The organism is Phaeobacter sp. HS011 (assembly GCF_018101215.1).
In the GTDB taxonomy this organism is placed as follows: Bacteria; Pseudomonadota; Alphaproteobacteria; order Rhodobacterales; family Rhodobacteraceae; genus Phaeobacter; species Phaeobacter inhibens.
The window spans coordinates 60,313-86,933 of the sequence record NZ_JAGEUF010000011.1; the positions used below are offsets into that span (position 1 = coordinate 60,313).

Below are 26,621 nucleotides of genomic sequence, written 5' to 3' on the forward strand. Positions count from 1 at the left end.
CCGGCATCGATTATTCGGACATTCGTACAGGTGAGAGATCTGCGAGGATCGGGCAATCCGGACGATGATCCCCGGCACATTTCTCCACAAGCTCGGTAAGCGTCGTTCTCATGGATTGCAGTTTCTCTATCTTCTCCTCGATCTGGCGAAGATGGTCTTCCGCAACCGTTTTCACCTGAACGCTTTCGCGGTTTTCATCCTCGTAGAGAGCCAGAAGCGTCCTGCAATCTTCGATGGTGAACCCCAAGGCCCGTGCTCGACCGAGAAACGCCAGCTTGTGAACGTGGTTCTCGGTGAATGCGCGATAGCCGTTCTCACTTCGGTTCGGGCGGATCAGCCCGATTTCCTCGTAGTAGCGGATTGTTTTTGGGGGCACACCCGATTGTCGGGAAACGTCTCCGATGTTCATGTCGAACCTCCGTTATTCTGCTGGAGCAGGAGTGACAGCTGCCAGCTCTGCCGGGATTGCGCGCTGCTCGTCCATCGCCGGCGCGATACCTCGCAGGCGCAGGGCATTGGTTAGAACGAACACCGAGGACAACGCCATCGCGCCCGCCGCGAGAATTGGTGACAGGAGCAGCCCAAAGGCCGGATAAAGCACCCCGGCGGCGACCGGAATCAGCGCGACATTGTAGGCAAAGGCCCAGAACAGGTTCTGCCGGATGTTTCGCATGGTTCGCCGCGACACTTCGAAGGCATTCACCACGCCGCGCAAATCGCCGGACATCAGGACGACATCCGCGGACTCGATGGCCACATCAGTGCCGGTGCCAATGGCGATACCCACATCGGCATGCGCCAGCGCCGGGGCGTCATTGATCCCGTCGCCGACAAAGGCGATGCGCTTGTTCCCTTCGCGCAAACCGTCAAGCGCCGCGACCTTGCCGTCTGGCAGAACGCCGGCAACGACATGGTCGATGCCGGTTTCGCGGGCGATGGCTTCGGCGGTTTCGCGTTTGTCCCCTGTGATCATCGCAACCGCAAGACCCTTCTCGTGCAGCGCTGCGATGGCTGCGCGGCTTGCCGGTTTGACCGGATCGGCGACGCCGATCACGGCGGCGACACGTCCATCTATGGCAGCGTAAAGCGCCGTGCGACCCTTGCTTGCGATCTTCGTTTCCTCTGGAGTCAATGCCGAGACGTCAATGCCTTCGCGCGCCATGTAGCGGTCGGCCCCAACCAACACCTCCACGTCTTCGACCACGGCGCGCACGCCGTAACCTGTGACCGATTGAAAGCCTTCGGCCCCCGCAAGAGGTGCGCCCTCGGCCCGCGCGGCACGGACGATGGCGTCCGCGACAGGATGCTCGGAGAGCGACTCCACGGCGGTGATCTTCGAGAGCGTTGTTGAACGATCGAACCCTTCGGCCAGCACCAGGTCAGTCAGTGCGGGTCGCCCCTCGGTCACCGTGCCTGTTTTGTCGAGGGCGACCACATCAACGGAATCAAGTTGCTGCAAGGCGTCGCCCTTGCGGAACAGGACACCCATTTCCGCAGCACGTCCCGTCCCGACCATGATCGAGGTCGGCGTCGCAAGCCCCATCGCGCAGGGGCACGCGATGATCAGCACCGACACACCGGCGATCAGCGCCATTGTCAGGGCCGGATCAGGCCCGAAAACCAGCCAGACCAGCACGGTCGCCGCCGCGATCGCCATGACGGCAGGTACGAACCAAAGCGTGATCCGGTCGACCAATCCCTGGATCGGCAGCTTGGCGCCCTGGGCCTCTTCGACCATGCGAATAATTTGCGCCAGGGTTGTGTCGGCGCCGACCCGGGTGGCGCGGAATTGCAGACTTCCGGCACCATTGACCGTCCCGCCGGTCACCGGATCTCCGGCACTTTTTTCAGCGGGAATCGGCTCGCCTGTCAGCATGCTTTCGTCGACGCGGCTGGTCCCCTCGATGACCTCGCCATCAACCGCGATGCGTTCACCAGGGCGCACGATGACGATGTCACCCTGAACTAGCGCATCGATCTCGATCTCTATGCTTTCACCGTCCCGCATCACGCGTGCGGTCCGCGCCTGAAGCCCCAGCAGCTTCTGGATGGCCGCGCCCGTTCTCCCCTTAGCGCGCGCTTCAAGAAAACGCCCCAGCAAGATGAGGACGACGATGACCGCTGCCGCCTCGAAGTAGACAGAGCGCAGCGTGTCAGGCAAGGCCGATGGTACGAATGTCGCAACTACGGAATAGAAGTAAGCCGCCCCGGTGCCGACCGCGACGAGGCTGTTCATGTCGGGCGCGCCCCGGAATAGGGCCGGGAAACCCTTGGTGTAAAACGTCCGGCCCGGGCCGAAGAGAACGATTGTCGTGAGAACGAATTGAAGAAGCCAACTCGTCTGCTGACCAATCGTGGTCTCGATAAGCATATGAACGGCCGGAATGACGTGGCCACCCATCTCGATCAAAAAGACCGGCAAGGCGAGGATGGCTGCAAAGGTGACCCGTTTGGCAAGCGCCAGAGCCTCTTCCTCCTTGCGCGCAACCCTGTCGTCACCGGCTTGGGCCGTTGCCACGGTGGCCGGATACCCTGCCGCGCCGCTTGCATCGATCAGATCGGATGTCGTGACAAGACCTTCGACGTAAACCACCGTCGCCGTCTCGGAGGCGAGGTTGACGTTCACCTCGACCACCCCGGGCACCGCGGCAAGCGCCTTGTCGACCCGCCCGACACAAGAGGCACAGGACATGGCCGCAATCGTGAGTTCGGCCCTGACCGTCCGCGCAGGGTAGCCCAGCTCGCGGAGAGTTTCGATGACTTCCGGAACGCGCTTGAGCGCGTCCACGCTCATACGCGCGGTTTCGGATGCAAGATTCACCGACACATCCTCTACGCCGTCGATTGCATTCAATGCGCGATCGACCCTGCCGACACAGGACGCGCATGACATGCCTTCGATCGGCAGGCTGATCTGTTTGGGTTCGGGCATATGTTTCACCTGTTTTTCCATTCGAGGTGGAATGTAGGGCTTCCAGTAACTGGAGGGTCAATGGGAGGGCGCCAAATAAATTTCTTCTCTTGACCTTCCAGCGCGGGGAAGCCCCATGTCACCGGCAGAAATCAGATCAAGGAGTGGTTCCGATGAAGTTCAGCGTTCCGGACATGAGCTGTGGGCATTGCACCGCAGCAATCGAAAGCGCAGTGAAAACCGCAGATCCGAATGCAGGCGTAGAATGTGACCTTTCTGCCCGACAAGTGCGTGTCGACAGCGTGTTACCAGCCGATCAGGTCCAAGCGATCATTCGGGATGCGGGCTATGACGTGGAACCTGCGGCCGCTTGATGCAGTGCCCGGACCACCCAGGGGCGGTCCGGGCAAGAACTTTCAGTCTTCGTCTTTGCGGGCTTCTTCGACCAAGTCGGCAAGCTGCGCCTTTTCGACAAAGCCAGGCACCAGCGCGTCACCGATCACGAAAGACGGCGTGCCGTTGAAGCCCAGAGCTTGGGTCAGTTGCATGGATGTCGCAATGTGCTCTTCGACCTCGGGGGCCTCCATGTCCTTGCGCAACTGCGCGATATCCAGGCCGATCTCCTCGGCAACGCGCAGCACGGAGGCCTCTTCCGCGCGGCCTTCCAGCCCCATCATCGCCCAGTGAAACTCTTCGTATTTGTCCTGCTTGCGCGCTGCCAAGGCCGCTTTCGCGGCGAACACCGATCCGTCTCCGAGAATGGGCCATTCACGATAGACGAGGCGAATGTTTGGATCCTCTTCGATCAAAGCCCGCACCTCGGGTTTGACCCGCCGACAATAGGGACAGTTGTAGTCGAAAAATTCCACAACGGTGACGTCCCCTTCCGGGTTGCCGAGAACCGGCGCATTCGGATCGTTCTCGATCAGATCGCGCTGGTCATTCAGAACTTGGGCCTGACTGAGCTCCTGCGCTTGCGCCTGCCTCTGTTCGAGGATCGCCACGGCCTCCATGACAATCTCCGGGTTCTCGCGGATTGCCTCGAGCACAAGTTCCTTGACCCGGGACTCTGACAGTTCGTCGGCGAGTACCGGTATCGGAAGCAAGGCAGCTATCGCGACAGTCGTGAAGGCTTGTCTGAAACGCATTTTAATTATCTCCCCGTTGTTCGTCGGCTTCTGTCCGCGCGGCCTGGACTTCGCGAACGCGGTCTGGCCAGGTGGACCGGATGAAGGCCAGGATGTTGTGAATTTGCTGGTCGGTCAGCACGTCTGCGAAACCCGGCATTCCGCTGTCGTATTCGACACCCTGACGCGCCAGAAGCGCCGCACCCCCCAGTTTTGTGTAATCGAAGAGCAGGCTGTCAGGATGATGCCAGGTGTGACCCGTCTCATCATGCGGTGGTGCTGGCAGGCGCCCATCCGCGCCGGGCGTTCGCCATTCCGGCTGGCCTTCCAGATTTGCGCCATGACAAGACGCGCAGTTGTCTGCGTAGAGCAACGCGCCTTCTTGGATGTCGGAGCTCTCCGCCTTGGACGCGCTGCCGACATCCGAGGATGCACTGGTCGAGAGCCAATAGGTGAAAGCGGCTGCGACAACAGTGATCGGAACGGACCAAACGAGATACCTCATGTGACCCGCATCCAGGTTGTCATGCCGGACGCGGCGTGGCTGAGCATGTGGCAATGGAACAGCCACTTGCCGGGATTGTCCGCCGTAAAGGCGATCTCGCGGGACTCGTTGCCAGCCAACAGGATCGTGTCGCGCATCGGTCCGAACGCGCCGTCGGGGCGCAGCTCACGGAAATGCATTCCGTGCAGGTGCATCGCATGTGGGAACACGGTCTGGTTCTCGATCTTCAAGCGCACCGGCTCGTTCAGGGATAGATCGGCCAATGGCGTGTCGGTCATTTCGGCGACATCATTCAGGGCCCAGAACTTGCCCGCCTGGGCAAGCTGACGAAACCCAAGGCGTTCCCCTCCGAGCATGGCAGACTGCATCCGCCCCATTGCTCCACCGGACATGACCAGTCGCAAATCACGCGCTTCGGCAAGGTCCGGCGCGTGTGCCGCGGGATTCGGCGGCAGCGGCAGCGGCTTGTCTCTCGGTACTGAACTGGTTGTGCCATCGACGGAAAAAGTCACCAGCGGGGTCAGTTGATCATCATCGCCGATGCGCAGCACCTCTGCGGTTCCGCCTTCGTCTGCGGTCACATCGACGATCAGGTCCACGCGCTGTGCGGGACCGAGGATCAATTCACCGTCAACCGGCTGGGGTTGGCCGATAGGCATCCCATCCAGGGCCATCGTCCAGCCACTCACCCCCGATAGCCTCAGCGGGAAAATCCGCGCGCTAGCTGCGTTGATGATGCGCAAGCGAATGCGTTCGTTACGCTTCGCGGGCAAGGTCAGGTCATAGCGCCCATTGGTCGTGATGAAGTTGCCGGTACGTCCACTATGGCTCATCATCATAGGCTGTTCGAAATTGTCGAACAGCTGCCCGCTCTCAGGGTCGAGCAACCAGTCCTCCAGAACGATGACTTCCTCGCTGTCGATGTCCGGCCCATCGGCCTCTTCGACGATCAAGGCACCGCGCAAACCACGCGCGACTTGCTCGTATGAGCGATTATGCGCGTGATACCAATAGGTGCCCGCGTCTGGTACGACGAAGTCGTAGTCAAAGGTTTCACCCGGTGCCACGGGCTCCTGGGTCAGCCCTGAAACGCCATCCATCGCGTTGTCGATCCGGATTCCGTGCCAGTGAACCGAACTGGGGTCAGGAACCTCGTTGCGGAACCTGCGGCGCACCCGATCGCCTTGAGCGACCCGAATTTCCGGAGCCGGAACGAGGCCGTCATAGCCCCAGATCTCTGTTCCCGGGTAGGTGTCCGGAAGAAGCTGTTGACGCGCAACCTTGGCAACCACGTCCTCGAACGGGGTTGCGGCATAAGCCGACCGCGGGATGGCCGCCGCGCAGGCCGCCAGTGTCGCATGGCGCAAGAAATCCCGACGTGTTTGTTTCATTTCGATCCTCGATAAAGCGAGGGCTTGTTGCCCCCGCGTGATGTTAGTTCGAAGCGGGGTTCTCCGCCTCGACCGTGTCCTTGTTCAGCAGGAAAAGCGCCATCGCTTCGCGATCGGCAGGTGTCAGAAACCGAGTTCCCTCGCGAACCACTTCCGCCATGCTGCCGCCGAAAGCATCGCCCGAAGGGGTGATGCCGGTCTGGAGCGCATAAGCGAGGTTTGAAACCGTCCAGTCGTTTTTGGCCAGGTCTTTTGGCCGTATCGCGGGTGCCTTGCTGCCACCGGGAAGCTGGGCGTTGCCTGCAAAGGAAGCACCGATATCGCGACCTCCTGCAAGATTGCGCGGCGTATGGCAGGCTCCGCAATGTGCCGCACCGCGCACCAATTCCCGTCCGCGGTTCCATGCGCCGCTTCGCCCTTCAACCGGTTCGGTATCCGGATCGTAGAAGAACGCCGCTCGCCAGAGCTTCAGCCCCCATCGTTGATCGAATGGGAAGCTGACATCGTTTTCTGGTGCAGGTTCGTCCACGGGCGGCACGGTTTGAAACGCCGCCCAGAGGTCAGCGATATCCTGGTCAGAAAAATCCGCATAGAACGTATATGGGAAAGATGGATAGTAGGGCGTTCCATCGGGGCCGATCCCCTGCCGCACGGCTTTTGCGAACTGTTCTGCCGTCCATTCGCCCATGCCATGTTTGGGGTCGGTCGTCAGGTTGGGCGGATAGAACGTTCCGAACGGGGTTTCGAGCGGCGCCCCTCCGGCAAGTGGTGCGCCGCCCGCTTCAAAATTGGTATGACAGGCAATGCACCCACTGGCGCGCGCCAAATATGCGCCCCGGTCGACATTGCCCTCTGTTGCAATCGGAGTCACTGCACTGCCGACAGGCCATGCAATAACAGCGCCGAGGCCGGCCGTGCCAAGCACGGCGACCCCGCTGACGAGTGTCAAAAACCGGCGCATGGTTAGTCTTCTTCCGCCCGGAAGCGTTCATGGCATGCGGAACAGACCTGGGTCGTCATCGCGAATGCCGCGTCGGCGGGCATTTCGGAAATGGCGGCGGCATCCATCATGCCGCCTCTGCCCATCATCGCGCTCCCGCCCATCATGGTTGTATCGCTTCCCATCATGGATCCGCCGCCCATCATCGAGGCGCCATCCGTGGAGGTATTGCCACCCATGCCGCCTAACCCATTGTCGGCTGCGCGTTCCAGGCCCTCAGAGTATTCCTCCAGCTGACTTGCCAATGCTGCGAAGCGGTCCCAATCGGTCCACACCTCGTCTTTGGCTTCCGAGGGCATGCCCCCCGTGCCCTCCGGGAACAGCTTTGTCATGCTCTCGCCGGCGTGCTGCTGGAACAGGCGCGCTGCATCGCCCACTGTTTCTGCGTCATAGGCCGTTTCACCCCGCATCATCGGGGCTACGGTTTTGACTGCCTTTCCCATGGCGGCCATGGCATCCATGCGTTCCTTTACGATGCCCGTGGCACCGCTATGCGCAAATGCCGCAACCGCGGTTCCTGCAATCAACACTGCCGCTGTGATAGTTGTCTTCTTCATGTCTTGGATCCTTCTTTGGGTCTGCTTTTCGAGCGATGTGAAATCAGACCCACCGTCGTGGCGGTGGAGGATCGCTGGTGGAGCGCAACTCTGTTAGTTGGGTCGCGGCGTCTTGCATGACAGCCGTCAGCAACTGAGGCTCGTAAACCACGTTTGGCTGGAGAAACACCACAGCCGTGACAGAACAATCGAGTCCCGGATGACAGTGGCCAGAGGCCTCGTTCGTCGATGACCCTACATCTTCGTGAGCGTGAAATTCTTGCGCCAAGGACGCTTCACCATGAAACGCTGGCGCCTCAGGCACTCCGAGAACCACTTGGAAAAGGCCGAAAACGATCGACAGAATCCATCGGTTTGTCTTCGACCAACGCATCAGTCAATCCCGTTGGCCCGCTGTAGTTCGCGGACATAGGCGGCAACCATCTTGACGTCTCCTTGTGTCAGTCCTTCGATCCTTGGCATATTACCGAATTTCCAGTGATGCGCACGCACGCCATTTTGAGCGGCCAGAACAAAGGCCATGTCTGAATGGTGGCTTGGCTCGTAAATCTTGTGCACAAGAGGCGGGGCAATCCCGTTTTGTCCCGCTGCGTTTGCTCCATGGCACTCGGAACACTTAGCCTCGAATATGGTTTTCCCAATCGTGGCTTGCTCCGAGAATTCTGCCGGCAGTTGGACCTGAACGATTGGGTCGCCTGCTTCTATCTTACTCGTGTCAGGAGGCGTCATGGAATGACCCATCGCTGTATCTTCCGCAGAAATGAACTGCCAAGTTGCAACTCCCCCGCCAGCTATAACTACGGCTGCGATAAGTGCGGTCAATTTATCCATGCTTGTGTCTTCCGTCTTGCCCGTTGTGTCAGATGAGTTTGACCTGAGTGCCGACAGGCATGCGCTCATAGACCTCCTCGATTTGTTTGTTGAACAAACCGATGCAGCCGTTTGACGACCGACGGCCGATCTTGCGCGTATCCTGTGTCCCGTGAATACGGTAGTACTGCCACGACAGGTACAGTGCACGAGTGCCCAAGGGGTTGTCCGGATCACCCCCCTCGACACGAGCCGGCCATTCCGGATTGCGTTCCCGCATGGAGGGCGTTGGCGCCCAACTGGGGTTTTTGCGTTTTTCCACCACTTCGGTGTAACCGCGTTTGGTGAGTTCGTCGGTCAGCGGAACGGAAGTTGGGTAGATCCGCATCTCGCCATCTGATGTCCAATGCTGGAGCGACTTCGTCACGGTATCGGAGATGATGATCCCCTTTCCGAGTGCGTCGAAGTGGTCTTGCCAGTCATGAACTCGGAAAGAAGAAATGTTGCGGCGAATGGTTTCGGCTCGAACCACGCTTGGTGCAGCCAAAGCGACAGCCGCATACCCCAATAGGCTTCGTCGATTGATCTTTTTGTTTCGCAATGTCGTCATGACACACTCCTAGCCTCGGGTTTGTTGCATCTCTTTTACGGGAGACCCGGCATCAGGCAACCTGACAAGGCCGCGAGAAGTGTATCCATTTGTATCCTTGACCTTACCCTGCTGGAGGGTCGCAAATGGCGCGAAGAACGAGACAATGAGGGTGTCATGGACCACCAAAACCACAGAAAAAAGCCGATCACGGACAGGCTCATGCATTACGGAATGATGGCGTGTTGCGTCGTCATGCTGCTGCCCATTGCGGGATTTTTTCTTGCCGGCGGCACATTGGCGGGCATGTGGGGCAATGCAGCGGCTTTCGCCCCACTCCTGCTTTGCGTCGGTGCGCATCTCGTGATGCACAAATTTATGGGAAAGTCGTGCCATTCGAACGAAGAGAAAGGCAGTATCGAAGAAACACCCGTGTCCGTGCCTTCTGCGATTCCCGTGGTTGCACGCAACAGGCGATAATTTGCGCGGGAAAATGCGAGCAAGCGCATGGTTGCTGACGATTACAACGCTTGGCGGATGCGCCGCAAGTCTTGAAGACTGTCCCGAGCGGGAGGTCATCGTTTCCACCAAGCAGGCATCGATCATCCTCCCCGACGGGTGTCGGTTGATATCCTCGTCCTCTGTCGACGTAGCGCGTGTTGTTTGTTCTGATGGTCGACAAGGCTTTGCCGTCGGCGGTCTTTGAGACAAAGTTCCGGGTGCAGATTCAACCCGAGCCGGCTTTAAGGGAAGGAAGCGGATCCTTGGCGAAAACCCTGTCGACACTGCGCCGGGTTCTGATTTTGCCCGCACTGATCCTGGCGCTTTCCTCTGGCAGTGGCTCGGCGGAGACATCAGCCGCGTATCAAAGCTCTCCGCTGAAGGCGCATCTCATCACGGCACAGGACGGTGTTTCCAAGAACACGCAGACTCTTTCCGCCGGACTTCATCTCCAACTGAACGAAAACTGGAAGACCTATTGGCGGTCGCCAGGAGAGGTGGGAATACCGCCTTCGGTCGAATGGAGCGGTTCCGAAAACGTCGCAGATGTCGAATTCATGTGGCCTTCCCCGACACGCTTCACCGCCTTCGGCATCGAAAATTTTGGTTATGCGGGTGAAGTCGTCTTTCCGCTGCGCATAACGCTCAAAGATCCCGGCGCACCTGTGACTCTTTCCGCGCAAGTCAAACTGCTGGTGTGCTCCAATGTCTGTGTCCCGGAAGAGTTTGACCTGTCACTTCGCCTCGGACGCGGCAACGACATCGACAGCACTGCGGCTGGGCTGATTGGCACGTTTTCCGAGCGCGTCCCCGAAGGAGCCGAGGCGGGTGGCGTCAGCGAGGCAAATGCCTTCATCGACGAAGACCTCACGGAGTTGATCGTCAATCTGCGCGTCGATGAACCACTCCAGTCGCCGGATGTGTTTCCCGAACTGGGTATCGGTGTTGCGCTTGGCAAACCCGATATACGTTTGGGAGAAGAGGATCATTTGCTTTGGGCGCGCTTGCCGATCCTCTCGTCGAATACGGATGTGACGGTGGCGCCGTCGATTACCGTCACCGATGGCGAGAACCGGGCCTTCACCGTGATTGCGGATCGCGTGGCGCGACGTACGGCACCGCCCTTCGAACTGGCCGCCACGACACCGGACATGATGGAACTGCTCTGGATTGCCGTGATCGCGCTGCTGGGTGGATTGATCCTGAACGTGATGCCCTGCGTGCTGCCGGTGCTGTCCATCAAGGTGTCGTCTGTGCTCAAACACACAGATCACGACACAACCCGTGTCCGGTTCGGTTTCGTCGCAGCCGCCGCTGGCATCATGACGTTCATGTGGGGTCTGGCGCTCATCCTTTGGGCGCTCCAGACGGCAGGGCTCAGCGTCGGGTGGGGGCTGCAATTTCAAAGTCCGCTATTTCTTGCGGTGATGATCGCAGCCCTGCTCGTCTTTTCGGCAAATCTGTTCGGAGCGTTCGAGTTCGCCCTTCCACAAGGCATGCAGACAAGGCTTGCAGATACCGGAGGGCGGAGCGGATATTCCGCCGACTTTTTCACCGGCATGTTCGGTGCCGTCATGGCGACGCCTTGTTCGGCACCGTTCCTCGGCACCGCGGTGGCCTTTGCTTTGGCCGGGCGTGGCGTGGACATTCTCATCGTCTTTACGAGCCTCGGGCTCGGCCTCGCCCTGCCCTATCTCGTCATCGCCGCGTTCCCGCGTCTGGTCGCGTTCATGCCCAAACCTGGCCGGTGGATGCTGATCGTCAAGAGCTTGATGGGGATCTTGCTGCTTGCAACCGCCGTTTGGCTGTTCTGGGTGCTCGACGGTGTCGCCGGGCTGGCCTCCGTCATCGCGGTCGCGGCGTCTTCCGGTCTCGCCGTTCTGATCTTGTCCCTCCCGAATGTGCAGTCCCAATTCAGATGGTCTATTGCCACGGCCAGTCTTGTTCTGGCTCTTGCCGCGGGTCCTCTCCTGCAGCAATCAGCGCCTGCCCGTGCAGGGTCGCAATCGGCGTTGGCTTGGGTCGCATTTGACCGTTCGGACATAGCGAAACGCGTGTCCGCAGGAGAGGTCGTCTTTGTCGATGTAACAGCTGACTGGTGCCTGACTTGCAAAGCGAACAAGACACTTGTCATCGACCGGGAGCCGGTCCGCAGTACGCTGGACGCGCCAGGCGTCACGCCGATGCAGGCAGATTGGACACGCCCGGACGCGCGCATTTCCCGTTACCTTGAGAGTTTCGGCAGATATGGCATCCCTTTCAATGCCGTCTATGGACCGTCGGCACCAAACGGCATTGTGCTGTCCGAATTGCTTACGACCGAAGACGTGATGGACGCCTTGGCGCAAGCCAGCGGTCGAGATGTTTCCGCAAAGGTTGCCGGACAGGAGTGATCTGCCCGGGCGGGACACCGACCAGCAGTCAGCCGCCGAGCCGCTCGAGCGCAGCGCGGACCGCCGCACGCCGAGGATCATTGGCGGGCTGCTGCTCCAACAGCGCTTCAGCCTTACGGTAGGCCTCAATGGCGCGATCCTGCTCCTGAAGGACGGTATAGGCGTTTGCCAGCCGCATCCAACCATCCAGATCTTCCGGTTCATCCTCAAGACGCCCAGCCAGCCGCGAGACCATCGAGCGGATGAACTCCGCGCGGTCCGCGTCATTCATCTCTGACGCCGCCGCAACATCTGCCGCACTCGGGCCGGGTTGTGATGTCGGCCCGCTGGGTAGATCGACGACCGGGAGGTCGGCGGCCGCTGCAATCCGGTTGATCTGCAAAACGTATGTTTCCATCCAGGGCACGAACGTCTTTTCCTGGTTCAGCCGGGAAACGAGCAGATCGTAGGCCTTACGCGTCTCTTCTTTTTGAAGATGGTAGAGAGACTCGAAATAGGTTGCCGCAGGATTGGATGGGTCAAGTTCCAAAGCGCGATCAATGGCCAATTTCGCCCGTGGAATAACAACGCCATCATTGGCAACCGCGACAGCCTCCGCCAGCATAGAGAATGTCGCGGAGGTGGCATCCTCCCGTTTGGCGACAACTTCAAATGCTTCGACAGCATCAACTGTTCTGCCCATGCGCTGATAGGTCTGGCCCAACAGCATCCACCCTTCGCTGGGGCCGCCGGTCGGATCGGATACAAGCCTTTCGCGAAGTTGTATTGCAAGCGCCATCACTTCATCAGTCTGTGCGCGCTCCTCTGCACGGGCAGCGAAGGCCATTGAAGGCACCTCAGGCGATCCCATTGTCAGATAGTAGCCCGCGGCAATAACCGGCGCGAGGACCGCCGCGACAACGAGAGTGACTCTGCCGCCATTGCGGGATGATCCGGTTTTTTCTCCCGAATTGCGGGTCGTCGCGAGGATCCGTTTCTTGATTTCGAGTCTGGCTGCTTGAGCTTCCTGTTCAGAAATCAAACCGCGGTCCATGTCTCGTTGAATTTCCCGCATCTGATCGGCAAGGATCGCCGGTACCGCATCTCCTCTGGTGAGAGTGTTCGATTTGGACAGCAGCAGCGGGTAGAGGACAATTCCGACTGCGAGCAGCGTCAGAAGACCGAAAATACCCCAGATCATGACGCATCCCCCGCTTCGTTTCGTCTGAGAATTTCGGACACGGTGTTTTCATCCTCCGAGCCCAAATCTTCAAATGCCTCTTGCTTTCGCCGACTCATCAGTACCCCACCACCAACGAAAACCCCGATGAGGACGAAAGCGATCGGCGCAAACCAAAGCGCGTAGGTCGCAGGCTCCAGAGGCGGCTTCAGCAGCACGTAATCCCCGTACCGCGCCCGAATGTATTCGATCACCTCGGTGTCAGCGTCTCCGGTGACCAGTCGCTCGCGTACGAGCAGACGCAAGTCCCGCGCCACACCCGCGTTCGAGCTGTCGATGTCCTGGTTTTGACAGACGACGCATCGTAGATCCTTGGAAATCTCCCGCGCACGCTGTTCCAATACCGGGTCGCTCAGCATTTCGTCCGGTTCGACCGCATTGGCGGCAAAGGGAAAGAGCCCGATGCAAAACGCGAAAATCAACTGTCTCATAATGCTGCTCCATTTGGCAGTGCGCCTGCTTGCTTCAGGGCTTGCGTGAACCGTTCGACGGCGTCCGGACCGACGACCGGCCCGACATAGCGAAACAAAACGGTACCACCGCCATCGACGATGAAGGTTTCCGGCACGCCTGACAGGCCCCATTCGATCCCGGTGCGGCCCGACAGGTCGGACCCGATCCGCTCGTAGGGATTGCCGAGGTCATTGAGCCACTTCACGGCATCCTCTGGTTTGTCTTTGTAGTTGATGCCGAACAACCGCATGCCCCCGCGTTCGACAAAGCGTGTCAACACGGCATGTTCCGCGCGGCAGGGCACGCACCAGGACGCAAAGACATTGACCACGACCGGTCGTTCGTTGCCGACAAGATCGCTTCGGGCCAGGCCGGGTGTCTCCAACCCCGGCACGGGATCGAGATCGAACGCCGGGGCCGGTTGCGAGATCAGGACGGAAGGGATCTCATTGGGATCCCGGTCGGGATTGAGCCCCCAGAGAAAAAACCCCCCGAATATGACCGCCGCAATAAACGGCAGCCCGGCAGTGAGACGTTTCATCTTCTCTCCTACTCCGCAGGAACAGCATCGCTGGCTGGCTGTTTGGCGCGGCGCGGCGCCCCGACCCTCAAACGGCGATCCGACAAGGACAAACAGCCACCGATCACCAGCAAGATCGAGCCGATCCAGATCAGGTTGACGAGCGGTTCATAGAGGATCCGAAGGGTCCAGGCTCCGGCGTTGTTCACTTGATCGGAGGCCGGCGTTGCAATCGACGTATAGAGATCACCCGCCAATGTGGACCGGATGGCCGACTCCGTCGTCTGACTTTCCGCGACCGGGTAATACCGCCGTTCCGGGAACAGCTTCGTGACCAGTTCGCCATCCCGACGCACCACAAGGGTGCCGCGATCCGCGATGTAGTTCGGCCCTTGAACCTTTGCGGCCCCTTCGAAGGTGATGTCGAACCCGGCGATCGTGACTTCGGTCCCGGGGCCGGCAAAGACGATCTCCTCACTTTTCCATCCGGTCGAGCCGATCATCCCCATCATCAAAACGGCGACCCCGGCATGGGCAAGCGTCATGCCGTGTGACGCACGTGGGAGGTTGCGCGCGCGTCTCGCGCTCTCCGCAAGGGGAACCTCGAACAGGCGGATGCGTAGCGCCCATTCCCGTAGGGTTGCAAAAAGCAGCCACGCTGCACCGAGGATGGCAAGATAGGCCATGATCGGCCCACCGTTCAGAAGATACCATGCGGCCAAAGCTGCGATGACCGCCAGCACGGCCACGAACCGAATGCGATCGAGCAAACCGGCGATATCAGCCCGCTTCCACGACAGGAATGGACCAAGACCCATGAACACGACCAGCGCCAGCATCATCGGAATGAAGGCCGCGTTGAAGAAAGGTGGACCCACCGAGATCTTGTCCCCGGTGACAGCTTCGAGGATCAGCGGATAAAGCGTCCCGAACAGGACCGTTCCCGTAGCGGCGGCCAGAATGAGGTTGTTCACGAGCAGCCCGGCTTCGCGGCTGATCGGGCGAAACAGACCACCCGGCTCCATTTCGGGCGCCCGCCAGGCGTAGAGCGCCAGCGACCCACCGATGGACACGGCCAGCAGACCCAGAATGTAAAGCCCGCGCTCTGGATCGACGGCGAAGGCATGCACGGAGGTAAGCAGGCCGGATCGGACAATGAACGTGCCGAGAAGTGAAAGCGAGAAAGTCAGGATGGCAAGCAGGATGGTCCAGCTTTTGAACGCGTCGCGCTTTTCGGTGACGATGGCGGAATGCAGCAGCGCCGTGCCCAGAAGCCAGGGCATGAAGCTCACGTTCTCGACCGGGTCCCAGAACCACCAGCCGCCCCAGCCCAGTTCATAATAGGCCCACCAAGATCCAAGAGCGATACCTGCCGTAAGGCTGACCCACGCGGCCAATGTCCACGGGCGGACCCATCTGGCCCAGGCTGGATCGACGCGCCCTTCCAGAAGAGCCGCAACGGCAAAGGAAAATACGATGGAGTAGCCGACATACCCGAAATACAAAAGCGGCGGGTGCATGGCGAGACCCATGTCCTGAAGCAACGGGTTGAGGTCATTGCCGTCGAGCGGCGGCGGAAACACCCGCTCGAAGGGGTTCGACGTCAGCAGCAGGAAGGACAGGAAGCCGACGCTGATCCACGCCTGCACCGACAAGGTGCGCGCCTTGGTCTCGGCGGGGATGTTCGATCCGAACCAGGCGACGCCCGCGCCGAACACCGCGAGTATCAGGATCCAGAGCAGCAGCGAACCCTCATGGCTGCCCCAGGTCCCGGCCACCTTGTAGAGCATCGGCTTGAGCGAATGGGAATTCTCGACGACGTTCCTGACGGTGAAGTCGCTGGCGATGAAGGCCTGCATCAGCGCTGCGAAGGCTATGGCCACAAACAGCACTTGTCCTATTGCCGTCGCCTGGGCGGATTTCATCCAGACGGCGTTTCCACGCGATGCACCTGCAATCGGCAGAACGCTTTGAACAAGTGCGAGGGCCAGCGCGAGGGCCAGTGCGAAGTGACCAATTTCCGGGAACATGGCGTTCTTTCCTATCCAGTGTCGGTGGGCGTCGCGTCGGACGGCTTTGGCGTCCGCGGCGGGGTCTATTCGTCGAGCGTTGCTTTGCGGTGACGGAACTCTTCTTCGTCGATTTCCCCATTCGCAAAGCGGCGCCGGAGCGCTTCCTGCGCGTCCGAGTCCGGGGGACGGGTGCCATTGTCCCGCAGCCTGAGTACCAGAAACACGATCAATGCGATCACGGCGCCCCAGAAGGCGAGCATCATGAAGCCGCCCATAAAGCCATAGCCTCCGCCCCATATGTGACCTGTCCAGGAGCCTGGACCATCAGCTCGCGCCATGCTGGCGGGCAAGCTGGCCAGCAACGTTGGAATGAGCGTTTTCAGTTTCATCTGTTTCTCCTTCGATTAGTTCGCTTTCATCCAGTGGGATGGTGACAACAGCGCGCAAACCCGCGCTGTTATGGTTGACCAGCTGGATATCGCCGCCATGGGATTGGACGATTGTCCTCGCGATTGAGAGCCCAAGCCCATAACCGCCCGTTTCCAGAGACCTCGATTGCTCGAGGCGATAGAAGGGATCGAAGACCTTTTCCAACTGGTCGACGGGAATGCCGGGCCCATTGTCATCGATGTTGAGTACGAGGTTCGAACCGTGGGTCGCCCAGCTGACTTTTGCGGCACCACCGTAGCGAACGGCGTTCTCAAGCAAGTTCCTCAGTGCCCTTCGGAACGCGTTGGGTCGAAGCCGCACGGCAACATCATCACTCGGGGCAAAGGTGCAGTGTGCCGCCATATCGCTGCACAAGCTGTCCAGAAAATTGCGCAGATCGACCACTTCGGAGCCTTCTGATCCGGTAAGGCCCCGTGCAAAGGTGAGCGTCGCTTCGACCATACTCTGCATCTCTTCGACCGATGCGATGAGGCTGTCCCGCGTCTCTTCTTCGTCAACCAGCTCCGCGCGGACACGCATAGCAGTCAACGGCGAGCGTAAATCGTGACCAAGCGCTGCGAGCATCCGTGTCCGATCACTGACAAACCGGGTCAGCCGTCGTTGCATGCGGTTGAAGGCGACGGTCAGATCCCTGACCTCGGTCGGCCCTGCGACGGTCAATTCAGGCACATCCTCGCCCCGGCCAAGATGGTCCGAGGCCTTCGACAGGTGCCGCAAAGGACGCGTCAGGCGCGTCATGACAAACCAGAAAATCGCCACCAAAAGCAGTCCGGCGGAAATTCCAAAGGTCAGCATCGAATAGAAAGGCCATTGGATTGGTGGACGCTCGAACCGCGTTCCGACATTCAGCCAACGCGCTCCCTTAATGGCGATCGACAGGTTCATTTCAACCGCTGTCAACTCTCCGCGCATCATCGCGAGATGCATTTCCGTCATTTCGTCAGAAAGATTGGGCAAGGGCCTCAATTCGCCCTCGATCTCGTGCAGTTCAACGCGAATATCGCGGCTGTAGCTATCGTCCATTAGCGCACGGATACGCCCTTCAACAAGGTCGCCATGCGAATGACTGGTGTGTTCCACACTCGGAGCGTCTGACAGATCAAACCGGATAAGTGGTGAATTTGCCGCGCGAAGGATGGAATTCTGCAGGTCCAACGGGGCCTCTTCGATCAACCGCGCCACATTCGCTGCGCGTCCAGCAGCCTCGAACCCCAAAGCAGCACGGATGGCCAGGCTGCGCTCGTCAGCGAACAGGAACAGGCTGATCGCCTGGGCCACGACAAGTGCCGCGACCACAAGCAGGATCAACTGGCCGCTCAGAGATCTCATCGCACGGCGCATCACGGCGCATCCTCGACATCGGCAGCCAGGCAGTATCCGCCGTTCCGCACAGTCTTGATGACACTCGGTCGCAATACATCCGGCTCGATTTTGCGACGGAGGCGGCTGATCTGATTGTCGATGGTGCGATCCATCGGGCCTGCCGTCCGACCAGCGGTCAGGTCAAGCAACTGGTCACGGCTGAGCACCATCCTCGCGCGTTCCAGCAGGACCGCCAGCAATTTGAACTCGGAGGTCGTCAATGGCGTTTCGGTTGCGGCCTCGTCAATCAGCACCTGCCGGTCGGTATCCAGTATCCAGTGCGCAAAACAAATCTTCCTCCCAGCCAGGGTTCCGGCCACGGGTTCGTCGCGGTTGCTTCTCCGAAGAACCGACTTGATGCGGGCGAGCAGTTCTCGTGGATTGAATGGCTTGGCGAGATAATCGTCCGCACCGATTTCCAGCCCCACGATCCGATCCGTTTCCTCACCAAGCGCCGTTAGCATGATGATCGGAAGATCACCTTCTGGCGCAAGTCTGCGGCAAACCGACAAACCGTCCTCGCCCGGCATCATGACATCGAGCACGAGCAGGTCGAAGTGACCGGTGGCCAGCTTGGCATCCATCTCCACGGCATCCCTGGCGACGGTCGTGCGCATTCCGTTCTTCTCCAGAAAGCGCGCGACGCTTTCACGTATCTGTGCGTGGTCATCCACGATAAGGATATGAGGTGGCGGTCCCATGGTGTCTTTCCTAAATCATCGTTGCATCGTGTTTCATGGGCAGAATTGTAGCCATTTGTATCAGGTCAGTCCCTTGCTACAGATGGATACAAATCTGTGCCTGCACCGTGTCGTGCTCCCGGGTAGCGTTGCTGGCATGTTATGTGACCTTTGGGATCGCAACCGATCAAAGGATGAGGTTTTCGAATATGGCTCTTGATTTGAACCGGCGCCGTTTCATTCTGGGTGCTCATATGACGGTGCTGACCGTCACGGCGTCACCGCTGCTGGCGCAGAGCCGATCTGTCTGGTCGGCAGAGAATGCCTTTGACGCGCTTCTATCGGATACGGCGCGGATCATCGATGTCAGAACGCGCGAAGAGTGGCAAGAAACCGGCGTAGGTGCTGGTGTATGGCCGATAAGCATGCACGCGTCCGGTTTTCCGGACCGATTGTTCAGGGCGAAGGAACTGAGCGGTGATCGCACCGTTGGACTGATCTGCGCCACTGGCGGACGCTCCGCATCGCTGCTTCGAGCGTTAAGACAAGCTGGTTATTCGGGCTACGCCGATATCTCGGAAGGGATGTTGGGATCAGGCGAAGGGCCTGGCTGGATCGCATCGAACTTGCCGACCGTTCCGGTGGATGTCGCCCTGAACGGGTTGCCCCCCGCGTTGGCCTGACCTGTGAAGAATCAATCGGTCCAGTTGTGCTAAAAAGCCTGATGTATGGTCAGATTGACCTGTTTGAATAGGAAGACGGGTTTGGGGGTATGACCGAGTTGATGGCCATGTTTGTCGGAATATGCGCGGCGATCCTGATGGGAATTGTCCATCATTATGCGTTGTCGGGCATTCTGAAGTTTTCCCCGCAGCGGTCGGATGGCTCCGGCTTTCGGATCATCCTGACGTTTTCCGCGTTGCTGTTGCTGCACGTATTGGAACTTGTGACGCTCGCCGTGTTCAACACGATGGTGGTGGCAAGCGTTCTGCCGCAATCGTTCAGCAACAGCCCGCCGATGTTTCAGGATGTTCTCTATGTTACGGGCATCTCGTTCTCGACCCTTGGCTATTCGTCCATAGAGGTGGTCGGGCCCTTTCGACTGTTGCTGATGCTGCAATCGCTTTTGGGCTTCATGTTGCTGACCTGGTCAGCGACGTTTCTTTACTCAGCCTGCCAGCAAGTCTGGCAGAAGGCGAAAGATGACTGAAAATCGCCACGCGCGTCGGACATGAACCGGGCGTCAGCGTCAAATGCGTCCTGATATCGGTCCTTTGACCTCCCCGTGGAACGGTTGAGTGAGCGCCGCGTTGCGCGCGTGGATGAATAACCCTTGACCTTCCAGTTGCTGGAATCCCTAGGTACCAAGCCATGGCACAGATTTTCAAAAAGACAGGCGATCACTTATCGCACCATCGACACGGGGATATCTTGAAATTTCCCGTATGGGTTGGCGTGTTGATTGTCTTGCTCTCAATGCCGGCTCACTTGTTTTTGGATGAAAAGAGCTCGATAGCTCTTGCTTCGATCACGCTTGCTTTGATTGGCGGTGCCTATATCGGCTTTGGCGCCGCGGACGGCAGAGCGCGCGTGTTCTGGGCAGAGCTCGCCGTGGCCCTTTTGTTCGGCTCGGCAGCCTTCCTGGGGCTGATATGGCATTGGGCCTTCCTCCCCTTGGGCTTGGCCCTGCACGCCCTTTGGGACATGTCACACCACAATTCTTATCGTCTCGCCCGGATTCCGAACTGGTATATTCCATTCTGCGTGGCCTTTGACCTTTTGGCTGCGACGTTCTTCGTTCTGCTCTATGCCGTGTTTTGATCCATGATGATGCGCGTTCTTCTTATTGCGGTGTTCCTGATGGGAGTCGTCGCATTGGCCTTCCCGGACGTCCTTGGCGTTGACATTCGCCTGCCGGATCGCGCGGAAATTGACCGCTGGATCGAGGCGGCAGGTCTTGCCGGACCAATTGTCATCGTGGCGCTTATGACAATCGCTATCGTGGCAAGCCCCCTGCCCTCGGCGCCGATCGCACTCGCCGCCGGAGCGGCTTATGGACACACGTACGGGACGCTCTTCGTCGTTCTAGGTGCGGAACTCGGTGCGCTTGCCGCCTTTGGTCTGGCCCGCGGCCTGGGTCGTCCCTTCGTTGAGCGTCATCTCGGTCAGAAGATTAACGCAGGCCTGTTCGGGTCCCAGAACACTCTGACCTTCCTGGTCTTCGGCAGTCGCCTGCTGCCGTTTCTGTCCTTCGATATGATCAGTTACGCCGCAGGTCTGAGCAAGCTGCATCTTTGGAGGTTCGCGCTGGCCACGATGGCCGGGATTATTCCCGCAAGTTTTTTGCTCGCTCACATGGGCAGCCAGGCGATGAACGGAGATGCCCGCACCGCCACATGGACCGCGCTTGCGCTCGGTGGCTTTACGGGCCTGTCGGTTCTCTTTGCCGCGACGCGAAAGACCGGTACGCAACGGGAGGAGAGCTGATATGGCCAATCATTCTCACGCTGGACACATGCCGAGTTCCGGCAAGGCCCTTGTGATTTCTGCCTGGCTCACCGGCGTCTATTTCATGATTGAACTCGCCGTCGGGCTCTGGACCGGCTCGATCGCCGTCCTGTCGGATGCGTTTCACACCCTGTCGGCGGTTGGCGGTGTTCTCGTGGCCATCATCGCGAAGCGGATTGCGCGCCGTCCAGCGGATTCGGCGCGCAGTTTCGGATGGTACCGCGCCGAGATCATCGGCGCGCTGGTGAATGGCAGCTTTCTTCTCGGCATGGCGCTTCTGGTGATCTGGATGGGCGCGATTCGGCTCGGAAATCCGATCCACCTGGCCACGGGCCCAATGCTTTGGGTCGCCTTCGGTGGCCTGGTCACAGAGGTCATCTCGCTGGGGCTGATGTGGCAATCGAGCAAAGACGATCTGAATGCCCGCGGCGCGCTCTGGCACATCATCCAGACCTTTGTCGGCAGCCTCCTGATCATCGTGACCGCTCTCGTGATCGAGTTCACCGGCTTTCTCGCGATCGACCCGATCCTCGGCATGGCGTTCGGGGTGGTTCTCCTCTGGGCCTCCGTCGGCGTAATCAAAGAAGCGGTCCACATTCTCATGGAAGGCACGCCCGAGGGAACGGATCTCGACGCTGTGATGGCGGATCTGAACCACCAGGACGGGGTTGTGGATGTTCACCACGTGCATGCTTGGACGCTGACCAGCGGCAAACACGCGTTTTCCGCCCATATCCGCCATAGGGCACCCGCCGAGGCCGCGCACTTGCTGAACAGGGCCTATCGACGGCTGACGGAGCAGCATGGGTTTCACATGGTCACGCTGCAGCTCGAAACCGAGTGTCTCGACGAGCGCCACGCGCTGGATGTTGATATAGTCCAGATAGCGGCTGCAAAGGCTGCGCAAGAAAAGACTGATGTGCGAGATGCGCATCCGCACCCAAGCCCTAACACAGAAGGGCCATAGACTGTGATGGACACGATACTTGCCGCAGAGCCGGAGATTCGTCTGACGGCGTTTTTGAGTGTGCTGGCCGCCATGGCGCTTTGGGAACTCGCCGCCCCGCGTCGGCGGCGTGACATTCCGCGTGTCATCCGTTGGTCGAACAATCTGGCTCTTGTCGTGATCGATACGGCGATCCTGCGGTTGTCTTTCCCAATCCTGGCCGTTGGTCTGGCGGTCATGGGCGAGGAGCGGGGTTGGGGTTTATTCAACACTATCGGCGCGCCGTATTGGTTGGCCGTTGTCCTGTCCATGCTGCTTCTCGATCTGGCCATCTATTTGCAACACGTCATGTTCCATGCCGTCCCTACGTTGTGGCGTCTGCACCGGATGCACCACGCGGACCTCGAGTTCGACGCCACAACGGGATTGCGCTTTCACCCGATTGAGATCCTTATCTCGATGGCGATCAAGCTAAGCTTGGTCGCAGCGCTTGGTCCGCCCGCCGTCGCGGTTTTGTTGTTCGAGATCATCCTCAACGCCACGGCACTCTTCAACCATGCCAACATCAACCTGCCGAGACCAGTCGACCGGTGGCTCAGATGGATCGTCGTCACACCCGACATGCACCGCGTGCATCATTCTGTCGATCCGCGCGAAACCAACTCAAACTACGGCTTCAACCTGCCGTGGTGGGACCGCCTCATGGGTACTTACGTTGCCCAGCCCGCGAAGGGCCACGAGGGAATGACGATCGGCATCGAGCAGTTTCGCACGACGCGCGACCTCTGGGTCGACAAGATGTTGATCCAGCCCCTTCGCGGGCCGGCAAGCGGGCACGCCCTGGATGCACCCGCCCTCTCGCCGACAGAGCAGGAACAGCCTCTGGACTCTCAAACACACAGTTCTACGGTCTCGGATACTTCAAAAAGGAACACATGATGAAAAGACGCACATTTTTGCTGGCCGGAGCGGCTGCCACACTCCCCCTGCGAGCACTGGCCAACACAGAACCGGTCATTAAAGTCCTGAAAACCCCCACCTGCGGGTGCTGTACCGCCTGGGTCGATCATGTCCGGCAAGCGGGCTTCACGGTCGAGGCGCAGGATGTCGATCAGGATGCGCTTTATGCGTTCAAAGACCGGCTACAAATCGCTCCGGAACTTGCTGGATGTCACACGGCGATCATAAGTGACTATTTTATCGAGGGCCACGTGCCTGCCGCGGACATCACGCGGCTGCTGGCAGAACAACCGGTGGCGCGCGGGTTGACGGTTCCCGGCATGCCGATGAGTTCGCCCGGCATGGGCGGTCCCGGGGCTGGTGACACTTTTGATACCTTGCTTGTCGGCTCCGACGGGGTGACCTCGGTCTTCGCGAGCCACAGCTGATCGGGTCATGGGCGCAGGTGATAAATCCCGCGGGCGGGGTTTTTGACCCGCCCGTCCTGCACAAGCTTTCGCAAGGCCCTGTAGGTCGCCTCATGGCTCAGCTGTAATCGGGCGGCGAACTCGATCACGGAGCCGTCGAGCAGGCCCGCGACCAACCCCGCCAACACCCGGTCTTCTGCACGCCGGATACCCACGATCTCAAGCATCTGTCTTTGTGCCTGTATCTGCTGAGCCGCCTGGCGACCAAAAGCGCGCGCAAACTCAGGGTCGGCGAAGGCGTCCAAAACGGCATCCTTTTCGATCCGGATCAGCGTCCCTGCCTGAACGAAAACAGCATCGCAATGATAGACCTCTGAAAACACGGAAGCTTCGGCAAAGCTTGTTCCGGCTTGGGCACGGTGAATGATGAACCGCTCGCCATCTGGGCCGACCCGCTCGAGATACACGCGCCCGGTTTGCACGACATAGAGACCGTGGGTGGGACCGCCTTGGTGAAACATGATGTCGCCAACCGCGCCGGAAAAAGGGCGCAGGGCTGAACTCGGGATAAGATCATAGGGGGCTGGCAACATATGATTGCAATCATATTGCGATACGCCCGCCCCTGCTAGCGTAAACATGACAGCATCCCATTGAAGGACCCGTCCATGCGTCTCATTTCCCTCCTCCTTGCCATACTGATGGCCGCACCCGTGGCCGCTCAGCACGCCCATTCCGCGACTGGCCATGACATGGGTGGACCGCAGGAAACCGGGCAATCGGCCTTTGCCGCCCTGGCGGAGATCGTTGCGATCCTGCAGGCCGATCCCGAGACAGATTGGGAGCGGGTCGATATCGACGGATTGCGCCGCCATCTGGTCGATATGGATCTTCTGACCCAAGAGGCCGTGGTCACCCGCACCCTGCGGCCGGAAGGGGCCCGGTTCGAGATTCGGGGCACCCCCCGTGTTCTCGAAGCCATCCGCGCCATGGTGCCCGCCCATGCGCCCTTTCTTGCGGCTGAAACCGGCTGGGACGTTGTCACGGAGGAACTCGAAGATGGCGTGGCGCTCAGTGTCGATGGCGATGCCGCTCAGATTCAGGGACTTGGTTTCTTTGGCCTGATGACCATCGGGGCGCATCACCAGGAGCACCACCTCATGATGGCAAAAGGCGCAGCCCCGCACCATTGACGCGCCGACACGGCTTGTTTGTTGATCCGTAGAGAGGTGCACTGACAAAACGTTACATCTCGCGTGTTGACCTTCCCGCGCGGGAGACATGGACACATGTCCCGTGATGGAAGCGTCAGAGGATACCGCGCGCAGGGATTTCCTGTATTACGCAACGGCCGGGGCGGGGGTCGTGGCCGCAGGGGCCGCGCTCTGGCCACTGGTGAACCAGATGAACCCTTCCGCCGATGTCCGCGCCTTGGCACAGATCACTGTCGACATTTCCGATCTCGCGCCTGGAACGCAATTGACCGTCAACTGGCGCGGAAAACCTGTCTTTATCCGTCATCGCACAGAGGCAGAAATGGCTCAGGCTCGGGCAGAGGCGGTCTCTGACCAGCCTGACGGCAAGGCGCGCAACCCCAATCTGCCCGCCGATGCGCTGGCGTCGCGTAGCCCTTAATTGGGCTCTGCCTCACTTTGTGTGGCGCAACTATCCTGAAACAGGAAAATTCAGGAGGGATGGTTGTGAGCTCGAAGAAGCATTGGTCGCCCGGGGCCGAAGTTTCGGTTCAATGCGTTGAGCGAAGTGATTTCGGCGGGTGGATCGTATCGGGCAGTCTGACACCAAGCGGCATCTGCCCAGACTGTGGATTGCATTCACGCCGACGTCACGGCTGGCGGCGTCGGCGGTTGCAGGATTATCCCGCCCATGGAGAGGAGGTAACGGTTGATCTCGCGATTTGCCGTTGGCGATGTTTGGCACCCGCTTGCCCACGCCGGACTTTCGCAGACCAACTCACCTCGATTGCGCATCCGTTTGCACGTAGCACTTCGCGTGTCGGGGAGATTGTCAGTCATCTTGGGCATGCAACCGGCGGACGGCCTGCCGAACGGCTCTTGCACCGTTTGGGCCTTGGGGTCAGCGATTACACGGTGCTCAGGCAGTTGAAAAAGCGTGCTCAGGGCACCGCCAAGCCGCCGACGGTCATCGGGATTGACGACTGGAGCTGGCGGAAGTCGCAAACCTACGGCACGATCATTGTGGATCTGGAGCGTCGCGTGGTGATCGACATTCTTGAGGATCGAGATGTCGTCACCTGCACCAACTGGCTCAAGCGACACCCCGAGGTGAAAGTGATTAGCAGAGATCGGTGTGGTCTCTACGCCTAGACTGCACGGCAAGGGGCACCGCAGGCGAAGCAGGTCGCTGATCGGTTCCATATCGTGCAAAACCTGCGGCAGGCCATTGAGGAGCAAATGAACCTCCACGGCCCTGAGACCGGCAGAGCGCTGCTGGCCGACGCCGACAATATCACCGCAGCCGGCAGCCTTCTGAAGTCACGCCTTGCGCACAGGACATCTCGGGAAGAGATTTTCACCACCATCCATGCGCTCCGAAATCAGGGGCTTAACTGTAGCGAGATCGGGCGACGAACAGGGTTCCCGCGCCGCAGCATCGCGAAATGGCTGCAGTTCGAGACGCCACCGGACCGCAAACAGGCCGCTTTGAAACCGACTTCGCCGTGGTACTTTGAAGAATTCCTGAGCCAAAGCTGGAAGGACGGCATTCGAACAGGCAGCGCCCTGTACCGTATGATCCAAGAGCGTGGTTACGAGGGGAGTCAGTCGCATTAAAAGCGGCTGGGGGCGGGCGGGCGCAGAGCCGAAAAGCAAACGAAGGGCCCCGCCGTGGAGCACCAGATCCTGGAGCCGGTCCGGGGCCCGGAAACGGGGCATGCGATCTCTCCGGTCATTGCGGCCGCGCTGTGCATCAAACCCAGCGGAAAGCTCACCTCGGATCAGGCGCGGAAAGTCGACACGCTCAAAGCCGGTTCTCCCGCCTTCACAACGATGCGCAGCCTCGCCATGCGTTTCAACGGTATCATGCGTGGCCGCCAAGCGGGTCCGCTCCCTGCATGGATCGACGACGCCATCGAAACCGGCCTGACGCCCATTGTGCGCTTCGCCCGCACCTTGAACCGGGACTTCAATGTGGTCAAAAAGGCGATCGAGATGCCCTGTAACAACGGCCAGGCGGAAGGTCAGATCAACCGCCTGAAAACCCTCAAGCGCGCCATGTACGGCCGAGCCGGTCCAGAATTGTTGCGGGCGAGAATGCTACCGTTCCGCCACACAGATTGAGGC

The 26,621-nt window shown here is 59.7% G+C and carries 28 protein-coding genes and 2 pseudogenes; 13 read left to right on the top strand and 17 right to left on the bottom strand.

The window, feature by feature from the left end:
- Nucleotides 1–10 precede the first annotated feature (10 nt).
- Both cueR and J4721_RS17905 read right to left on the bottom strand, forming a co-directional pair.
- Nucleotides 11–409 (bottom strand): Cu(I)-responsive transcriptional regulator, encoded by a 399-nt coding sequence (gene cueR / locus J4721_RS17900; protein WP_058123691.1) that lies wholly within the window; start codon nt 407–409, stop codon nt 11–13.
- A 12-nt stretch (nt 410–421) separates the two neighbouring features.
- Nucleotides 422–2,932, bottom strand: a complete 2,511-nt coding sequence (locus J4721_RS17905) for a heavy metal translocating P-type ATPase (RefSeq protein WP_058123748.1) — start codon at nt 2,930–2,932, stop codon at nt 422–424.
- A gap of 152 nt (nt 2,933–3,084) precedes the next feature.
- On the opposite strand from J4721_RS17905, the gene J4721_RS17910 reads away from it, so the two are divergent.
- Complete coding sequence (locus J4721_RS17910) at nt 3,085–3,285, top strand: heavy-metal-associated domain-containing protein (protein ID WP_024099389.1); 201 nt, start codon at nt 3,085–3,087, stop codon at nt 3,283–3,285.
- 42 nt (nt 3,286–3,327) lie between these two features.
- On the opposite strand, the gene J4721_RS17915 is transcribed toward J4721_RS17910, so the two are convergent.
- The 7 genes from J4721_RS17915 to J4721_RS17945 all read right to left on the bottom strand — a co-directional run bounded on the left by J4721_RS17915 (nt 3,328) and on the right by J4721_RS17945 (nt 8,911).
- Entirely contained in the window at nt 3,328–4,059 is a 732-nt protein-coding gene (locus J4721_RS17915) for a DsbA family protein (protein ID WP_058123692.1), read from the bottom strand.
- A 1-nt stretch (nt 4,060) separates the two neighbouring features.
- The gene (locus J4721_RS17920) at nt 4,061–4,543 is read right to left on the bottom strand and encodes a cytochrome c (protein WP_058123693.1); all 483 of its coding nucleotides are present in this window, start codon (nt 4,541–4,543) and stop codon (nt 4,061–4,063) included.
- On the bottom strand, nt 4,540–5,934 hold the full coding sequence (locus J4721_RS17925; protein ID WP_096873521.1) for a multicopper oxidase family protein: 1,395 nt from the start codon (nt 5,932–5,934) through the stop codon (nt 4,540–4,542). The genes J4721_RS17920 and J4721_RS17925 overlap by 4 nt, the downstream gene beginning before the upstream one ends.
- Before the next feature lie 43 nt (nt 5,935–5,977).
- A complete protein-coding gene (locus J4721_RS17930) occupies nt 5,978–6,895 on the bottom strand; it encodes a cytochrome c (RefSeq protein WP_058123695.1) in 918 nt (305 codons plus the stop codon).
- Nucleotides 6,896–6,897: 2 nt separating this feature from the next.
- Nucleotides 6,898–7,491 (bottom strand): cytochrome c, encoded by a 594-nt coding sequence (locus tag J4721_RS17935; protein ID WP_058123696.1) that lies wholly within the window; start codon nt 7,489–7,491, stop codon nt 6,898–6,900.
- 372 nt (nt 7,492–7,863) lie between these two features.
- Nucleotides 7,864–8,322, bottom strand: coding sequence for a cytochrome c (locus tag J4721_RS17940; RefSeq protein ID WP_058123698.1), 459 nt, complete (start codon nt 8,320–8,322; stop codon nt 7,864–7,866).
- Between the two features lie 28 nt (nt 8,323–8,350).
- Nucleotides 8,351–8,911: a L,D-transpeptidase gene (locus J4721_RS17945; protein ID WP_058123699.1), complete on the bottom strand. Its 561-nt coding sequence runs from the start codon at nt 8,909–8,911 to the stop codon at nt 8,351–8,353.
- A gap of 156 nt (nt 8,912–9,067) precedes the next feature.
- Between J4721_RS17945 and J4721_RS17950 the strand changes: the two genes are divergently transcribed.
- Both J4721_RS17950 and J4721_RS17955 read left to right on the top strand, forming a co-directional pair.
- Nucleotides 9,068–9,370, top strand: a complete 303-nt coding sequence (locus tag J4721_RS17950; protein WP_058123700.1) for a DUF2933 domain-containing protein — start codon at nt 9,068–9,070, stop codon at nt 9,368–9,370.
- Nucleotides 9,371–9,549: 179 nt separating this feature from the next.
- Entirely contained in the window at nt 9,550–11,784 is a 2,235-nt protein-coding gene (locus J4721_RS17955) for a protein-disulfide reductase DsbD (protein ID WP_247656197.1), read from the top strand.
- Between the two features lie 28 nt (nt 11,785–11,812).
- On the opposite strand, the gene ccmI is transcribed toward J4721_RS17955, so the two are convergent.
- The 7 genes from ccmI to J4721_RS17990 form a co-directional block, all read right to left on the bottom strand.
- Nucleotides 11,813–12,964: a c-type cytochrome biogenesis protein CcmI gene (gene ccmI / locus J4721_RS17960; RefSeq protein ID WP_096873522.1), complete on the bottom strand. Its 1,152-nt coding sequence runs from the start codon at nt 12,962–12,964 to the stop codon at nt 11,813–11,815.
- The gene (locus tag J4721_RS17965) at nt 12,961–13,434 is read right to left on the bottom strand and encodes a cytochrome c-type biogenesis protein (RefSeq protein ID WP_024099400.1); all 474 of its coding nucleotides are present in this window, start codon (nt 13,432–13,434) and stop codon (nt 12,961–12,963) included. Before J4721_RS17965 ends, ccmI begins: the two co-directional genes overlap by 4 nt.
- Entirely contained in the window at nt 13,431–13,997 is a 567-nt protein-coding gene (locus tag J4721_RS17970) for a DsbE family thiol:disulfide interchange protein (RefSeq protein WP_024099401.1), read from the bottom strand. Before J4721_RS17970 ends, J4721_RS17965 begins: the two co-directional genes overlap by 4 nt.
- A gap of 8 nt (nt 13,998–14,005) precedes the next feature.
- Nucleotides 14,006–16,006 (bottom strand): heme lyase CcmF/NrfE family subunit, encoded by a 2,001-nt coding sequence (locus J4721_RS17975; protein WP_096873523.1) that lies wholly within the window; start codon nt 16,004–16,006, stop codon nt 14,006–14,008.
- Between the two features lie 65 nt (nt 16,007–16,071).
- Complete coding sequence (locus tag J4721_RS19815; protein WP_233486461.1) at nt 16,072–16,377, bottom strand: SHOCT domain-containing protein; 306 nt, start codon at nt 16,375–16,377, stop codon at nt 16,072–16,074.
- The gene (locus tag J4721_RS17985; protein ID WP_024099404.1) at nt 16,313–17,779 is read right to left on the bottom strand and encodes an ATP-binding protein; all 1,467 of its coding nucleotides are present in this window, start codon (nt 17,777–17,779) and stop codon (nt 16,313–16,315) included. The genes J4721_RS19815 and J4721_RS17985 overlap by 65 nt, the downstream gene beginning before the upstream one ends.
- Nucleotides 17,779–18,501, bottom strand: coding sequence for a response regulator (locus J4721_RS17990; RefSeq protein ID WP_058123704.1), 723 nt, complete (start codon nt 18,499–18,501; stop codon nt 17,779–17,781). The genes J4721_RS17985 and J4721_RS17990 overlap by 1 nt, the downstream gene beginning before the upstream one ends.
- Nucleotides 18,502–18,689: 188 nt before the next feature.
- Here J4721_RS17990 and J4721_RS17995 point away from each other — a divergent pair, with 188 nt between their 5' ends.
- The 7 genes from J4721_RS17995 to J4721_RS18025 all read left to right on the top strand — a co-directional run bounded on the left by J4721_RS17995 (nt 18,690) and on the right by J4721_RS18025 (nt 23,322).
- Nucleotides 18,690–19,163, top strand: coding sequence for a rhodanese-like domain-containing protein (locus tag J4721_RS17995; RefSeq protein ID WP_024099405.1), 474 nt, complete (start codon nt 18,690–18,692; stop codon nt 19,161–19,163).
- 89 nt (nt 19,164–19,252) lie between these two features.
- Entirely contained in the window at nt 19,253–19,690 is a 438-nt protein-coding gene (locus J4721_RS18000) for an ion channel (RefSeq protein ID WP_040104431.1), read from the top strand.
- 161 nt (nt 19,691–19,851) lie between these two features.
- A complete protein-coding gene (locus tag J4721_RS18005; RefSeq protein WP_024099407.1) occupies nt 19,852–20,301 on the top strand; it encodes a DUF6010 family protein in 450 nt (149 codons plus the stop codon).
- 3 nt (nt 20,302–20,304) lie between these two features.
- Nucleotides 20,305–20,967, top strand: a complete 663-nt coding sequence (locus tag J4721_RS18010; RefSeq protein ID WP_038008367.1) for a TVP38/TMEM64 family protein — start codon at nt 20,305–20,307, stop codon at nt 20,965–20,967.
- Nucleotide 20,968: 1 nt separating this feature from the next.
- The gene (locus tag J4721_RS18015) at nt 20,969–21,955 is read left to right on the top strand and encodes a cation diffusion facilitator family transporter (RefSeq protein WP_038008366.1); all 987 of its coding nucleotides are present in this window, start codon (nt 20,969–20,971) and stop codon (nt 21,953–21,955) included.
- A gap of 6 nt (nt 21,956–21,961) precedes the next feature.
- Nucleotides 21,962–22,873, top strand: a complete 912-nt coding sequence (locus J4721_RS18020) for a sterol desaturase family protein (protein ID WP_009807996.1) — start codon at nt 21,962–21,964, stop codon at nt 22,871–22,873.
- Nucleotides 22,870–23,322, top strand: a complete 453-nt coding sequence (locus tag J4721_RS18025) for a DUF411 domain-containing protein (RefSeq protein WP_009807995.1) — start codon at nt 22,870–22,872, stop codon at nt 23,320–23,322. The genes J4721_RS18020 and J4721_RS18025 overlap by 4 nt, the downstream gene beginning before the upstream one ends.
- Before the next feature lie 5 nt (nt 23,323–23,327).
- On the opposite strand, the gene J4721_RS18030 is transcribed toward J4721_RS18025, so the two are convergent.
- On the bottom strand, nt 23,328–23,942 hold the full coding sequence (locus J4721_RS18030; RefSeq protein ID WP_052068523.1) for a Crp/Fnr family transcriptional regulator: 615 nt from the start codon (nt 23,940–23,942) through the stop codon (nt 23,328–23,330).
- 27 nt (nt 23,943–23,969) lie between these two features.
- Here J4721_RS18030 and J4721_RS18035 point away from each other — a divergent pair, with 27 nt between their 5' ends.
- The 3 genes and pseudogenes from J4721_RS18035 to J4721_RS18045 all read left to right on the top strand — a co-directional run bounded on the left by J4721_RS18035 (nt 23,970) and on the right by J4721_RS18045 (nt 26,618).
- Nucleotides 23,970–24,494, top strand: coding sequence for a hypothetical protein (locus J4721_RS18035; RefSeq protein ID WP_038008363.1), 525 nt, complete (start codon nt 23,970–23,972; stop codon nt 24,492–24,494).
- A gap of 106 nt (nt 24,495–24,600) precedes the next feature.
- Nucleotides 24,601–24,924: pseudogene (petA, locus tag J4721_RS18040) on the top strand (ubiquinol-cytochrome c reductase iron-sulfur subunit); the annotation flags it as partial.
- 155 nt (nt 24,925–25,079) lie between these two features.
- Nucleotides 25,080–26,618 (top strand): annotated as a pseudogene (locus J4721_RS18045) (ISL3 family transposase).
- The last annotated feature ends 3 nt before the right edge of the window (nt 26,619–26,621 follow it).

What these genes read in the sequence shown, in the direction of transcription:
- cueR (WP_058123691.1), bottom strand. Translation starts at nt 409, where the DNA reads ATGAACATCGGAGACGTTTCCCGACAATCGGGTGTGCCCCCAAAAACA.
- J4721_RS17905 (WP_058123748.1), bottom strand. Translation starts at nt 2,932, where the DNA reads ATGCCCGAACCCAAACAGATCAGCCTGCCGATCGAAGGCATGTCATGC.
- J4721_RS17910 (WP_024099389.1), top strand. Translation starts at nt 3,085, where the DNA reads ATGAAGTTCAGCGTTCCGGACATGAGCTGTGGGCATTGCACCGCAGCA.
- J4721_RS17915 (WP_058123692.1), bottom strand. Translation starts at nt 4,059, where the DNA reads ATGCGTTTCAGACAAGCCTTCACGACTGTCGCGATAGCTGCCTTGCTT.
- J4721_RS17920 (WP_058123693.1), bottom strand. Translation starts at nt 4,543, where the DNA reads ATGAGGTATCTCGTTTGGTCCGTTCCGATCACTGTTGTCGCAGCCGCT.
- J4721_RS17925 (WP_096873521.1), bottom strand. Translation starts at nt 5,934, where the DNA reads ATGAAACAAACACGTCGGGATTTCTTGCGCCATGCGACACTGGCGGCC.
- J4721_RS17930 (WP_058123695.1), bottom strand. Translation starts at nt 6,895, where the DNA reads ATGCGCCGGTTTTTGACACTCGTCAGCGGGGTCGCCGTGCTTGGCACG.
- J4721_RS17935 (WP_058123696.1), bottom strand. Translation starts at nt 7,491, where the DNA reads ATGAAGAAGACAACTATCACAGCGGCAGTGTTGATTGCAGGAACCGCG.
- J4721_RS17940 (WP_058123698.1), bottom strand. Translation starts at nt 8,322, where the DNA reads ATGGATAAATTGACCGCACTTATCGCAGCCGTAGTTATAGCTGGCGGG.
- J4721_RS17945 (WP_058123699.1), bottom strand. Translation starts at nt 8,911, where the DNA reads ATGACGACATTGCGAAACAAAAAGATCAATCGACGAAGCCTATTGGGG.
- J4721_RS17950 (WP_058123700.1), top strand. Translation starts at nt 9,068, where the DNA reads ATGGACCACCAAAACCACAGAAAAAAGCCGATCACGGACAGGCTCATG.
- ccmI (WP_096873522.1), bottom strand. Translation starts at nt 12,964, where the DNA reads ATGATCTGGGGTATTTTCGGTCTTCTGACGCTGCTCGCAGTCGGAATT.
- J4721_RS17965 (WP_024099400.1), bottom strand. Translation starts at nt 13,434, where the DNA reads ATGAGACAGTTGATTTTCGCGTTTTGCATCGGGCTCTTTCCCTTTGCC.
- J4721_RS17970 (WP_024099401.1), bottom strand. Translation starts at nt 13,997, where the DNA reads ATGAAACGTCTCACTGCCGGGCTGCCGTTTATTGCGGCGGTCATATTC.
- J4721_RS17975 (WP_096873523.1), bottom strand. Translation starts at nt 16,006, where the DNA reads ATGTTCCCGGAAATTGGTCACTTCGCACTGGCCCTCGCGCTGGCCCTC.
- J4721_RS19815 (WP_233486461.1), bottom strand. Translation starts at nt 16,377, where the DNA reads ATGAAACTGAAAACGCTCATTCCAACGTTGCTGGCCAGCTTGCCCGCC.
- J4721_RS17985 (WP_024099404.1), bottom strand. Translation starts at nt 17,779, where the DNA reads ATGCGCCGTGCGATGAGATCTCTGAGCGGCCAGTTGATCCTGCTTGTG.
- J4721_RS17990 (WP_058123704.1), bottom strand. Translation starts at nt 18,501, where the DNA reads ATGGGACCGCCACCTCATATCCTTATCGTGGATGACCACGCACAGATA.
- J4721_RS17995 (WP_024099405.1), top strand. Translation starts at nt 18,690, where the DNA reads ATGGCTCTTGATTTGAACCGGCGCCGTTTCATTCTGGGTGCTCATATG.
- J4721_RS18000 (WP_040104431.1), top strand. Translation starts at nt 19,253, where the DNA reads ATGACCGAGTTGATGGCCATGTTTGTCGGAATATGCGCGGCGATCCTG.
- J4721_RS18005 (WP_024099407.1), top strand. Translation starts at nt 19,852, where the DNA reads ATGGCACAGATTTTCAAAAAGACAGGCGATCACTTATCGCACCATCGA.
- J4721_RS18010 (WP_038008367.1), top strand. Translation starts at nt 20,305, where the DNA reads ATGATGATGCGCGTTCTTCTTATTGCGGTGTTCCTGATGGGAGTCGTC.
- J4721_RS18015 (WP_038008366.1), top strand. Translation starts at nt 20,969, where the DNA reads ATGGCCAATCATTCTCACGCTGGACACATGCCGAGTTCCGGCAAGGCC.
- J4721_RS18020 (WP_009807996.1), top strand. Translation starts at nt 21,962, where the DNA reads ATGGACACGATACTTGCCGCAGAGCCGGAGATTCGTCTGACGGCGTTT.
- J4721_RS18025 (WP_009807995.1), top strand. Translation starts at nt 22,870, where the DNA reads ATGATGAAAAGACGCACATTTTTGCTGGCCGGAGCGGCTGCCACACTC.
- J4721_RS18030 (WP_052068523.1), bottom strand. Translation starts at nt 23,942, where the DNA reads ATGTTTACGCTAGCAGGGGCGGGCGTATCGCAATATGATTGCAATCAT.
- J4721_RS18035 (WP_038008363.1), top strand. Translation starts at nt 23,970, where the DNA reads ATGCGTCTCATTTCCCTCCTCCTTGCCATACTGATGGCCGCACCCGTG.